Annotated in this window: 11 protein-coding genes; 8 read left to right on the top strand and 3 right to left on the bottom strand. The window is 36.7% G+C overall.

Features of this window, described 5'->3' with window-relative positions; translation table 11 throughout:
• Positions 1–7 precede the first annotated feature (7 nt).
• The 4 genes from rpsA (at position 8) to pyrF (ending at position 3,237) form a co-directional block, all read left to right on the top strand.
• On the top strand, positions 8–1,690 hold the full coding sequence (gene rpsA, locus MMP60_RS09775) for a 30S ribosomal protein S1 (protein ID WP_004662360.1): 1,683 nt from the start codon (positions 8–10) through the stop codon (positions 1,688–1,690).
• A 156-nt stretch (positions 1,691–1,846) separates the two neighbouring features.
• On the top strand, positions 1,847–2,149 hold the full coding sequence (locus MMP60_RS09770) for an integration host factor subunit beta (RefSeq protein ID WP_018679202.1): 303 nt from the start codon (positions 1,847–1,849) through the stop codon (positions 2,147–2,149).
• Positions 2,150–2,163: 14 nt separating this feature from the next.
• Positions 2,164–2,523, top strand: coding sequence for a lipopolysaccharide assembly protein LapA domain-containing protein (locus tag MMP60_RS09765; RefSeq protein WP_241336084.1), 360 nt, complete (start codon positions 2,164–2,166; stop codon positions 2,521–2,523).
• 33 nt (positions 2,524–2,556) lie between these two features.
• On the top strand, positions 2,557–3,237 hold the full coding sequence (pyrF, locus tag MMP60_RS09760; RefSeq protein WP_018679204.1) for an orotidine-5'-phosphate decarboxylase: 681 nt from the start codon (positions 2,557–2,559) through the stop codon (positions 3,235–3,237).
• A gap of 241 nt (positions 3,238–3,478) precedes the next feature.
• Here the strand turns inward: pyrF and MMP60_RS09755 are convergent, their stop codons facing one another.
• On the bottom strand, positions 3,479–4,396 hold the full coding sequence (locus MMP60_RS09755; RefSeq protein WP_241336083.1) for a lysine exporter LysO family protein: 918 nt from the start codon (positions 4,394–4,396) through the stop codon (positions 3,479–3,481).
• Between the two features lie 47 nt (positions 4,397–4,443).
• The gene (locus tag MMP60_RS09750) at positions 4,444–5,958 is read right to left on the bottom strand and encodes an NAD(P)/FAD-dependent oxidoreductase (RefSeq protein WP_241336082.1); all 1,515 of its coding nucleotides are present in this window, start codon (positions 5,956–5,958) and stop codon (positions 4,444–4,446) included.
• A 155-nt stretch (positions 5,959–6,113) separates the two neighbouring features.
• On the opposite strand from MMP60_RS09750, the gene MMP60_RS09745 reads away from it, so the two are divergent.
• The 4 genes from MMP60_RS09745 (at position 6,114) to MMP60_RS09730 (ending at position 11,580) form a co-directional block, all read left to right on the top strand.
• Positions 6,114–7,133 carry an AraC family transcriptional regulator gene (locus MMP60_RS09745; RefSeq protein WP_241336081.1) on the top strand — a complete coding sequence of 340 codons (1,020 nt, stop codon included), beginning with the start codon at positions 6,114–6,116 and terminating at the stop codon, positions 7,131–7,133.
• Positions 7,134–7,252: 119 nt separating this feature from the next.
• Complete coding sequence (gene zapE, locus MMP60_RS09740) at positions 7,253–8,398, top strand: cell division protein ZapE (RefSeq protein ID WP_241336080.1); 1,146 nt, start codon at positions 7,253–7,255, stop codon at positions 8,396–8,398.
• Positions 8,399–8,685: 287 nt separating this feature from the next.
• Entirely contained in the window at positions 8,686–10,848 is a 2,163-nt protein-coding gene (locus MMP60_RS09735) for a malate synthase G (protein WP_241336079.1), read from the top strand.
• Positions 10,849–10,911: 63 nt separating this feature from the next.
• Complete coding sequence (locus MMP60_RS09730) at positions 10,912–11,580, top strand: SOS response-associated peptidase family protein (RefSeq protein WP_241336078.1); 669 nt, start codon at positions 10,912–10,914, stop codon at positions 11,578–11,580.
• Positions 11,581–11,636: 56 nt separating this feature from the next.
• Here the strand turns inward: MMP60_RS09730 and MMP60_RS09725 are convergent, their stop codons facing one another.
• Complete coding sequence (locus MMP60_RS09725; RefSeq protein ID WP_241336077.1) at positions 11,637–12,101, bottom strand: MarR family winged helix-turn-helix transcriptional regulator; 465 nt, start codon at positions 12,099–12,101, stop codon at positions 11,637–11,639.
• Positions 12,102–12,781: the final 680 nt, after the last annotated feature.

The raw sequence follows: 12,781 nt of genomic DNA, 5'->3' as shown, positions 1-12,781 counted from the left end.
GTATATCATGACCGAATCTTTTGCAGCCCTCTTTGAAGAAAGTGAATTAAACCTCAACGTTGAAAAGGGTGCAGTCATCCAAGGTACTGTTGTTAGTATCGATTCTGACTGGGTTACTGTTGACACTGGCCTTAAATCTGAAGGTGTTGTTGACCGTGCTGAATTTTTAAATGAACAACGTGAACTTGAAGTTCAAGTTGGCGATACTGTTGACGTAGTTGTTGAAGCGCTTGACAACGGTATGGGTCAAACAGTTTTATCACGTGAAAAAGCAAAACGTGCTGAAACTTGGACTAAACTTGAGAAAATCTTTGAAGACGGCGAAATCGTTACTGGTGTTATCTCTGGTAAGGTTAAAGGCGGTTTCACTGTTGACATCGGTCCTGTACGTGCATTCTTACCAGGTTCTTTAGTTGATACTCGTCCTATTCGTGACACAACTCACCTTGAAGGTAAAGAGTTAGAGTTCAAAGTAATCAAACTTGATGCTAAACGTAACAACGTTGTTGTATCTCGTCGTGCAGTTATGGAAGCTGAATCTTCAGCTGACCGTGAAGCATTACTTGCTCAACTTGAAGAAGGTCAAACAGTTACAGGTACAATCAAGAACCTTACTGATTACGGCGCGTTCGTTGATCTTGGCGGTATTGATGGTCTTCTACATATCACAGATATGGCTTGGAAGCGCATCAAGCACCCTTCAGAAGTTGTTGAAGTTGGTCAAGAAGTTACAGTTAAAGTACTTAAGTTTGACCGCGAGCGTAATCGTGTATCTTTAGGTCTTAAGCAATTAGGCGAAGATCCATGGTTAGCGATCATGAGCCGTTACCCTAAAGGTTCTATCGTTAAAGCACGTGTAACTAACTTAACTGACTACGGTTGTTTTGCTGAGATCGCTGAAGGCGTTGAAGGCTTAGTACACGTTTCAGAAATGGATCACACAAACAAAAACATCCACCCATCTAAAGTTGTTCAGATTGGTGATGAAGTTGATGTTATGGTTCTTGAAGTTGATGAAGAACGTCGTCGTATTTCATTGGGTATCAAACAAACTCGTGCTAACCCATGGGAAGAGTTTGCTAAAGCGAATGAAAAAGGCGAAAAAGTTGCTGGTACAATCAAGTCAATCACTGACTTCGGTATCTTCATCGGTTTATCTGGTGGTATCGACGGTTTAGTACACTTGTCTGATATTTCTTGGAACGAACAAGGCGAAGAAGCGATTCGTCGTTACAAGAAAGGCGACACAGTTGAAGCAGTTATCTTATCTGTTGACGCTGAAGGCAACCGTATCAGCCTTGGTATCAAGCAATTAAACAGCGATCCATTCAATGACTTCTTAGCAGCGAATGAACGTGGTGCTTTAGTTAAAGGTACTGTAACTGCTGTTGATGCTAAAGGTGCTACAGTTAAATTAGCTGATGATATCGAAGCAACGCTTAAAGCTTCTGAAATCAATCGTGACCGCGTTGAAGATGCGACTAAATTCTTAGAAGTTGGTCAAGAAGTTGAAGCGAAGATCATCAATGTTGATCGTAAATCTCGCTCTATCAACTTGTCTATCAAAGCGAAAGACGAAGCTGAAGAGAAAGAAGCTGTGAACAATGCGCGTCAAGCAGCAGCGGCACAAGTTTCTGAAGCAAATGGTCCTAAGACTATTGGTGATTTGATCAAAGCTCAAATGAAGTAATTTGTTAAATGGTACATTTCTTGTAACAGAGATGTACTTTTTTATACAAAAATACTGCAAACGGTAGCGTAGTATCGATGTACTGCGCTACCGTTTTGTATTTAAACAGGTTATTATTAAAATATTGAAAAGTCGCAATAATTAAAGAGGTCATCGATGACTACTGAAGCACTTAACAAATCTGATTTGATTGAACGGATTGCTCTTAAAAACCCACATCTAGCAGAACCATTGGTTGAAGATGCGGTCAAAATTATGATTGATCAAATGATCGAAGCGCTTTCGAACGGCGATCGTATTGAGATTCGTGGTTTTGGCAGTTTTGCTTTACACCATCGTGAACCACGTTTAGGACGAAATCCTAAGACAGGTAAATCTGTAGATGTAGCAGCAAAAGCTGTACCGCATTTTAAACCTGGTAAAGCACTTCGTGATGCAGTAAATGAGTTTTCTGACTAAAAACTGAGGTGTTCATGCGTTATATCCTTATAGCATTACTCATCGCCATTTTTGGTTATTCACTTGCTCTAGTGCTTCAAAACCCAACAGAGTTAGCTGTAAATTTATTATTTACCCAAGTTCCAGCAATGCGCTTAGGTTTATTACTTTTACTTACTTTAGCATTGGGTATTTTGGTTGGTTTGCTACTAGGTGTACAGGTTTTTCGAGTTTTCCAAACAAATTGGGAAATTAAGCGATTACGCAAAGATATAGATCACCTTAGAAAAGAGCAAATTCAGCTTGCTCAGCAAGCAGCCGCAGAAGCTGCTGCAAGTGTAAGACACGAAAAAACTGTATTGGATATTACCAATGAAAATAAAAGCCCATTATAATATGGGCTTTATTTTTATCAGGAAGGCAAGCTCTTGAGTATCATTGTTGCGCTAGATGCAAAAAGCGAGTACGACGCTTTAACGATTGTGGATCAGCTTGATCCTGCTTTATGTCGTGTCAAAGTGGGCAAAGAGCTTTTTACTCATGAAGGTCCAAGTGTTGTTAAAACCTTACAAGATAAAGGTTTTGAAGTTTTTCTTGATTTAAAATTTCATGATATTCCGAATACAACAGCGCAAGCTGTCTGTGCTGCGGCAGATCTTGGTGTATGGATGGTGAATGTTCATGCTTCAGGCGGTCGTAAAATGATGGAAACTTGTGTTGAAAGACTCAAAGCAGGGAACTATCAGACTCAGCTGATTGCTGTTACTGTGTTGACGTCAATGGGGCGTGAAGATTTACGTGATATCGGTTTGGATATTGAACCTGTAGAACATGTAAAACGCTTAGCTAAACTGACGCAAGAAAGCGGCTTAGATGGCGTGGTTTGTTCTGCACAAGAAGCAAAAATTCTTCGTGAGATATTGAACGCTGATTTTGGATTGGTGACGCCAGGTATTCGCCCTGAAGGCTCAAATGCAGATGATCAAAAACGTATTGTGACACCTAAACAAGCAATGCTCGATGGTTCTACGCATTTGGTGATTGGTCGTCCAATTACCAAGGCGGAAAATCCAACTGAAATGCTGAAGTCGATTCTCGCCTCGATCTAAGCCACAGATTTTTATCAATCTGAATACAATCTCATCAGCTAGAATTGTCGAGTACTTTTTGTATAGACAATGCTTTACTTTTCATGGATGAAAAGTAATAAAAGTCTTTTATTTAGCTGATGATATATCTGAGCTATTCCAAAGTATTGTTTTTGAATCAGTGCAAAATAGCGATGGGCGACGTGTGTGCCGCCAAGATAATAGAGATAATGAGTCCATTTCTAAGTGATGAGATGTATCACTAGAATTTCAAATTTAAAAATAAGCTGATTAAGAGTGGTGCAAGTAATGACAGAATTAATCCGCTCATCATTGCATGTGGTATGTAATGTGTGCCACATGACTGTTTGACCATTGCAAGCGTAACATCCATTGAAGTCGCACCTGCGCTTGAAATTGCCGACCGTGGAAATCGCCAACCTAAACAATACATAAGTAAAATGGCGAAAATTTCTCTAAATAAATCTGTTAATAATGCAATGCCACCGAGCTTGGCTGAATGTAATTCAGTAAACAAAATTCCAGACATGGAATACCAACCATAACCTTGAGCTAAAGCCATCATTTCATTCAGGGTATAATCATGAGATAGAATGAGATAATTGATGATTGCAGCCAGACAAGAACCGACAAAGGCTGCGGCAGGAACAAGTAGTACTCTCCAACCTAACCAACTACGATCAAATTGTGTAAAAGCAAGTTCAACACCGATTAGAAAGATAAACACGAGTAATAAATACCAACTGTTAAATACAATTTGTATATTTGATGTATTTATTAGTATTCCAAGCAAAATTCCAATACCTAAAGCGAAGAATGCTTTAGCAATATTCTTTAATGCATTCATAAATAGATGTAATGAAATTTTTCCTTGTACGCTTTGGCGGTCTATAAGTGTGTAGGTAATTAAACAGATAAAGAATGAGCCGATTGAGGTTGTAAATGCAATTAGCAATGCAGGGGGTAAAATTGCAATTGGATTTGAAATATGATTTAAGGCTTGGGTGAGTTCAAATGCAACACTGATCAATAATAGATAAGAAAAGTAGGGAAGAATTTTAAATACAAATTGTTTAATCTGCTGAGATAGTTGAGGTGCTACAAAATAGCCTAAGCTTATTGCGAGAAAAATTTGGAAAATAAGTACAAAAGATTGCATAAAAAAAGCAGGCTACGAATAACCTGCTTATTATGAATAATTATTGATTAGGCTGCATTGTTTTTTGCATTTGCTGTCGTATTGATAAAATTATAATCAGCGACATTTACTTTGCGAGTTTCTAACCAATATTTCCAAGTATACGTTGGCCATAATGAGAAGTTTTTACCGTCAGCAGCTTGATACCAACTGCTACATCCGCCTGCTTGCCAAACTGTGCCTTTAAGCTGTTCTTGTACACGTTCATTGAACTGATCTTGAACTTCCTGCTTAATTTCAACAGCTTGAGATCCTGTTTTGTCCACTGTTTGAATCAACTGCAAGATATAGTTTACTTGAGATTCAATCATGAAAATAACAGAGTTATGACCTAAAATTGTATTTGGGCCTAAGAGTTGGAACAGGTTAGGAAAGTTTTTAGTGCTCATGCCATAGTAGCTTTCTGCACCATCTTTCCAAGCTTGTTTAAGCTCAATTCCATTACGTCCAACACAATCGAAATGTTTTAAGTAAATGCGTGGATCGGTAATAAAACCTGTACCATAAATCAAACAGTCAATCTGACGCTCTTTACCATCTTTGGTAATAATGCCGTTTGCTGTGATTTCTTGAACACCATCGGTAATTAATTCAACATTTTTACGGTTGAATGTAGGGAAGTACTTATTTGAAATCAAAATACGCTTACAACCCATGACAAAATCAGGAGTCAGCTTTTTAGCTAATGCTTTGTCTTTGACTTGGAAACGAATGAAAGCTTCAGCAAGTTTTTGACCATATTTCATGATCTGTGGTTGTACGATTGGCACAACACGTGATTCATTGGTCCAGTACAAACGAGTACGATGGATTTGACGATAAATATTAGATGCTTTAAACAAAGACTTGCTTAATTGAGAATATTTACGCTCATCACGTGGAATTACCCATGCAGCAGTACGTTGGAATACATAAAGCTGTTTCACTTCTTGTGCGATTTCTGGAATATATTGAATCGCACTACCACCCGTACCAATAGAAGCAACGGCTTTGCCTTCTAAGCTGTATTTGTGATCCCATTGTGAAGAATGGAAAACTTTGCCTTTAAATTTCTCAATGCCTTTTAAATGAGGAATTTGTGGAACGTGTAAAGGGCCCGAGGCAAAGATCACGAATTGTGCTTCAATCGTTGGTTGATCTTTAAATTCTAAAGTCCAAACATTACGATTTTCATCAAATTCAGCATGGCTAACTTCATGATTGAATTTGCAATAATCTTTTAATTTATACTGTTCAGTAATATCTTGAATATATTCGAAAATTTCATCTGCTTCAGCGTAGCGTTTAGACCAATCTGTTTTTGGTGCAAATGAAAGCGAATACATGTGTGATTGAACATCGCACGCTGCACCTGGGTATTGGTTTTCACGCCATGTGCCACCAACGTCATTGGTTTTTTCTAAAATTACAAAATCTTTGATTTGACTTTGTAATAGTCGAATAGACATTGCTAAACCACCAAAACCTGCACCGATAATTGCAACTTTGGTTTTTTGAATAGCATTTTGGGTTACATCACGCATAGTCCATGCCCTATACATCTAAATTTCGTGCAAGTTTAAAGGTTTTATGGAGATTAAATATGATTATATAGACGCAGAACTTGATCATTTCGGCAATTCATTTCTGTGTTTTTTTATAGTACAACATTAAGGTTTTGGGAACTGCATTCAGAATTATGAAGAGATCTATCCTCGGATTGATGTATTTAATTCAGGGCATGCGTCATGTCGGCATAGATGTAGATGCTCGTTTAGCAGATATGGGGATTCTCGCCGATGCTTTAGATCCGAATTCGATCATTGCTGATGAAATTGAATGGGACATCTTACAATATATTAGTCAGGATATTTCTCCAGAACAAGGTTTAGTGATTGGACAGCATTATGCACTTGCAGGGTATGGTCCATTCCTGATGCTACTTGTCACAAGTGATACTTTACATAACGCGCTATTAAATGGTGTACGTTTTCAACAATTGACACATCTATTTGGTTCATTACAACTGAACATTGAAAAGAATTTCATCCACTTACATTATCAACCTATTGATTTAAATACACATTTGGGACAATTTCGTGCTCAATGTGAAATATCTGGTACATATAAATTTCTACAAGATATTTTTAAAATGATGGGGCTTGAAATTCCTGATATTCAAATAGAGCTACCATTTCAAATACCAAGAGAAATGGAATTAATAAAAGCTTATCAGCAATATTATGGCCTAGATGTTAAGTTTGAATGTCAGCAGGCTTCTTTCATTCTAAAAAACACTAAAATTTTAAATATTAAAATTCCATCTGCTGATGCGTTAACTTATCGTGTTTATGAAGAAAAATGCCTACAAGATCTGAATAAATTAGAACGAAGTACCAGTGCAAAGTTAACCATTTTAGAATATGTCGAGGAATATCTTGAAATGCAAAATGGTGTAATACCTACAATGTCTGAAACAGCATGTGCATTAAAGATTCCTGAGAGGACTCTAAGACATAAATTGCAGCAATTACAAACCAGTTATAAAGAAATTCGCGAAAGATTAATTAAGCAGAAGGCATTAAAATTTATTGAAGATAGTGCATATTCGATAGAACAAGTTGCAGAAATGCTCGGTTATTCTGAGCCTGCGGCGTTTAATCATGCTTTTAAACGCTGGTTTGGTCAAAGCCCACGCCAATATAATCGAAATCATTAAATGGTAAAAGAATGGTACATTATGATGTTTAAACTGCATGATAATTAAGCCTAAAATCTAATGTCTTTGGACTCAATGTTCGATATAATTTTCACCAATTAAAATTGTAATAACACCTTATGTCAAATTCTAAACCAGACTCACATAACACTTCATTTATGCCGATCTCACCTGCAGAGCGTTATGCTCAAGCAATTGAATCAGGTCAATTCATGCCAGATGAAGCTCAAGCTCAGGCAGTGCAAGAGTTAGATCGAGTATGGAAAGAGTTGCTCACACGTTATAAAGCCTCAAAGAAAGCATTTAGACGTTTCCGTCGTCAAACCTACCCAAAAGGTGTTTATATGTGGGGTGGTGTAGGACGTGGGAAAACATGGTTGATGGATCAATTTTATGAATCAGTTCCATTTCGCCGTAAAACCCGAATGCATTTCCATCATTTTATGCAACATGTGCATAAAGAATTGAATAAGCTTTCAGGTCAACGTAATCCATTAGATTCTGTTGCTGATCAGATTTATAAAAATGCGGTTGTCATTTGTTTTGATGAGTTTTTTGTATCAAATGTGACGGATGCAATGATTATTAGTGATTTATTTCAAAAGTTATTTGAACGTGGCGTCACGTTGATTGCGACGTCTAATATTGCACCAGAAGGTTTATATAAAAATGGTATCCATCGTGACCGTTTTCTTCCTACAATTGACTTGGTACAGAAAAATTGTGCTGTATTGAATGTCGATGCTGGTGTTGATTATCGGTTACGCGTTTTGAAACAGGCGCAATTGTTTAAGCATCCTTTGAGTCATGATGCACAAGCATGGATGTTTGAACGTTTTCAAGCGTTGACACATACACAAACGCTTTCTAATACCCCAATTATGATTAATAACCGAATTGTAGAAACCTTGGGTCATACTGAAGATGTATTGTGGTGTGAATTTTCTGAGTTATGTTTTAAGCCACGTAGTCCTGCCGACTTTATTGAAATTGCTAATATTTATAATACGGTACTGGTGAGTAACGTACCACATTTAACGGATTTCCTTTCGGAAGGAACACGTCGTTTTATCTATTTAGTCGATGAGTTTTATGATCGTGGTGTGAAGCTGCTTTTAACCTCAGAAGATTCGATTATTGATCTCTATGAAGGTGAAAGATTAGCATTTGAAATTGAACGAACTCGTTCACGTTTATTGGAAATGCAATCGGATGATTATCTGCACTCAGAACATCGCCAAATTCAAGTTTCAAAAACCTCATAAATTTTAAGGGCATTCTACGGAATGCCTTTTTTATAAATTCAGATAGACAAAGCTTTATTCTTAATTGAATTTTGTTATAACTAGATGAGTTTGAGAAAGCGAGTGTGTCGCATAAATAGGGCTAAGTAGTACATCATTTGGTTTTTGATGTTAATAAAAAGTATATTTGTCAATACTTAAACTAAGAAAATGCTTACTATTTAGCAATGTGATATTACTATTCAGGCTAGTATAAATCGGTATACTAGGTTTCTTGTTATAAAAAGTTAGCACCATCAGGAAAGACAATGACTGTACGTATTCAACAAGGCAAGCTAGCAATTGCTAAAGAACTTTACGATTTCATCGAAAATGAAGCTTTACCAGGTTCTGGTCTAGACAGTGAAACTTACTGGAAAAATTTCGAGCAAGTCGTTGTCGATCTTAGTCCAAAGAATAAAGCACTATTAGCGAAGCGTGATGAAATCCAAGCTAAGATTGATGAATGGCATCGTAATAATGAATTTGAGTTAAATGCGTATAAAGCATTTTTAACTGAAATCGGTTACTTAGTACCAGAAGTTGCTGATTTCCAAGTAACGACTGAAAATGTAGATGAAGAAATTGCACTATTAGCTGGTCCACAGCTTGTTGTACCTGTACGTAATGCACGTTACTGCTTAAATGCTGCAAATGCACGTTGGGGTTCATTATATGATGCACTTTACGGTACCGATGTAATTTCTGAAGAAAATGGTGCAGAGAAAGGTAAAGGGTACAACCCAGTCCGTGGCGATAAAGTAATTGCTTTCGCTAAAGATTTTCTTAATCAAACATTCCCACTTGCTCAAGGTTCTCATGCCGATGCAACTAAGTATGCAGTTGATCACAATCGTTTAGTTGTGACTTTAAAAGATGGTTCTACAACATCTTTAGCACATGAAGCTCAATTTGTTGGCTTTAATGGTGAAGCTGCAAACCCAGTTGAAATCGTTTTATTAAATAATGGCTTGCACGTTATTATTGATATCGATGCAAATAGCCCAATTGGTAAGACAGATGCAGCTGGTGTAAAAGACTTAACACTTGAAGCAGCAATTACAACGATCCAAGATTTGGAAGATTCTGTTGCTGCTGTTGATGCAGAAGAAAAAGTTGAAGGCTACCGTAACTGGTTAGGTTTAATGAAAGGTGATTTGCAAGAGTCAATCGAGAAAAATGGTAAAACCATTACTCGTTCTCTAAACAAAGACCGTACAATTCAGAACTTAATCGGTGGTACAACAACTTTACATGGTCGTTCATTGATGCTTCTTCGTAATGTTGGTCACTTGATGACTAACCCAGCGATCCTTGTAGAAGGTGAAGAAGTATTTGAAGGCATCATGGATGCATTGGTTACACCATTGCTTACTGTTGCTGATATTCGCGGTGAAAATGAGAATAAAAACTCTCGTAAAGGTTCAATGTATATCGTTAAACCAAAAATGCATGGCCCAGAAGAAGTTGCATTTGCGGTAGAGTTGTTTGAACGTGCAGAACAAGCGCTTGGCTTACCTGCAAAAACACTCAAAATTGGTATCATGGACGAAGAACGTCGTACTTCTGTTAACTTGAAAAATTGTATCGCTGCTGCAAAAGACCGTACAATTTTCATTAACACAGGCTTCATGGATCGTACGGGTGATGAAATCCATACGTCTATGGAAGCAGCGCCAATGGTACGTAAAGAAGCTGTTAAAGCGCAAAAATGGATTGCTGCTTATGAAAATCGTAACGTTGCAATTGGTTTAGCATGTGGTTTACAAGGTAAAGCGCAAATTGGTAAAGGCATGTGGCCAAAACCAGATAGCATGAAAGATATGTTGGCGACTAAGACAGCTCATCCGAATGCTGGTGCTTCTTGTGCGTGGGTTCCATCACCTACAGGTGCTGCACTTCATGCTATGCATTACCACCAAATCAATGTAAAAGCACGTCAAGATGAATTGCTTGCTGAAGCAATGTTGTCTTTAGATGACTTGCTAACCCCTCCTTTTGCACCAGAAACAAACTGGACGGCTGAAGAGCTAAACAATGAGCTTGAAAATAACTGTCAAGGTATCTTGGGTTATGTTGTTCGTTGGGTTGACTTGGGTGTAGGTTGTTCTAAAGTTCCAGATATCAACAACGTTGGTTTAATGGAAGACCGTGCAACTTTACGTATTTCTTCTCAACACGTTGCGAACTGGTTACGTCACAATATCGTAACACGTGAGCAAGTTGAAGAAGTGCTTAAGCGTATGGCTGTAATTGTAGATCAGCAAAATGCGAATGATCCACTATATACAGCAATGGCACCAAACTTCGATGGTATTGCATTCCAAGCTGCTGCTGATTTGATCTTCAAGGGCGCTGAGCAACCATCTGGTTATACAGAGCCATTGTTACATGCTGCACGTTTAAAACTTAAAGGTTATACAGGTGATTAATTTCATCTAAAATAAAAAGCCTCTTCGGAGGCTTTTTTTATTAAATAAGGTGCTTGTGATTTTATGTGTGCTAACTACAAACCAATAACACTTGAGCAATTACAACAACTTGAACTACCACTTGTGCCTTTTAACTGTCCCGATGAGATTTATCCAAGTTATAAAACTCCACTATTGTTTAAATCTGAACATGGATTGGAGTGGCGAGAAGTATTATTTGGTTTAGTGCCGAAATGGGCAGAGGATATTAACAGTTCTAAACGTGCTTATAATGCTCGACATGAAACCATTTTTCAGAAGCCTAGCTTTCAATATGCAGCGTATAAATGCAAGTTCGGTGTGATTCCAGTGACTGAGTTTTATGAAAGTAAATATATTGAGAATAAACCGCAACGATGGGGCGTACGGCGTAAAGATGGCAAAGCATTTTATATTGCAGCACTTTATGAAATTTGCAAAATCGAGAATGAAATTATTCGTTCCGCAGCGATGCTTACGATGGATGCAATAGACCATCCGATGATGAAAGAGTTTCACGAGCCTGGTGATGTAAAACGATCCGTCGTCATTATTCCACATGATTGTCTTGATGATTGGCTGAGTTTAAAACAACCACATCAAATGATTCAATTTATGCAGGGATTTCCAGTAGAAGAGTTTGAATGTTTACATGTACCTAAAACTAAAATAGAAAAGCCAACACCTCAGATGAATATGTTCGACCTTTTTTAAGGCATAAAAAAACAAGGGCTTCTATTTGGAAGCCCTTGTTTTAGTATTTTGTAAAATTAACGTGCAAGATTTTTAAACATATGTTTCAAAATTTCCATCGTTTTTTCGATTTGCAATGGTGTTAAACCATCAAATGATTGCTCTAAGATTACAGAAGTTAAATCATTAATTTTTATAATCATTTCTTTGCCTTTATCTGTCAGATAAACACGAGTAATACGACCATCTTCTTTACATGAATATGTTTCAATATATCCCTCATCTTTGAGGCGATACACGATTTTAGTCGTTGTAGACATTTTTGAAATGACCATGTCCGAAAGTTCAGACACACTTGCATGGGGTTTTACATTCAATGCAATTAAAATACGACGGCGAGAGTTGTCTAAACCATACTTTTTAAGTACGTTGTCGATATTTTGAACGTACTGTGCATTTACTTGAGAAATCCAGAAATAAGGAAAGTCTTCTAAGTTAAATGTTTCTGATGTAGGTAAAAAACGCGCATATTTTTTAGGCATTAAGTTATTTCCTATGCTTGTTACACAGAGTTGTTAGATGCAACCCCAAGATTCCATGAAATGTCTACAATTTATACATTAGAAAAAACATTAGATTTGTTCTTTCTAACATTTCGTTTATAACAAATCTTCCTAAAAGTGGCGATAAAACCATCTTTATTAAAGATAAGAAAATCATCATGTAAATTGTATAAAACCGTTATTAATGATGGTTTTACCTATCTATTTTACCCCAGTGGTATTTCCACAGTGTTGCATTGTAGCGTATTTGTAGAACAAATGTATTGTAGAAAATAAATACAAATTATGACGTGACTTTTTTACAAAAACTTCTGTCTAAAATGTCATAAAGATATGAAATTAATACATTTGTAAAATAAATTTTATTAAAAAACAAATTTAATACAGTGGTTTGTATTTAACAATTGGTTAAAAAATGAATTTATGTGGTTTGTTAAAAAGTTGAATAAATACATTCTTTATCACATTTTTTAGATAAATCTTTAAAATATCTTGCTTAAAAAGAATACAAATGTAGCTTTATTGCGTGGTATTTGCTTGTTTTTAAATCAACTTATCAGGCTAGATTTTGTTGTTGCATTAGATTTAACGTTATTTTTTGCTATTGAATAAGTTTTAAATCATAAAAAAACGCATCTAAATTGGATTACGAATTAGAT

It is taken from the genome of Acinetobacter sp. ANC 4805, from assembly GCF_022549495.1.
In the GTDB taxonomy this organism is placed as follows: Bacteria; Pseudomonadota; Gammaproteobacteria; order Pseudomonadales; family Moraxellaceae; genus Acinetobacter.
Note: the sequence above shows the minus strand (reverse complement) of the source record. Positions and strands in the feature narration are given on the sequence as shown.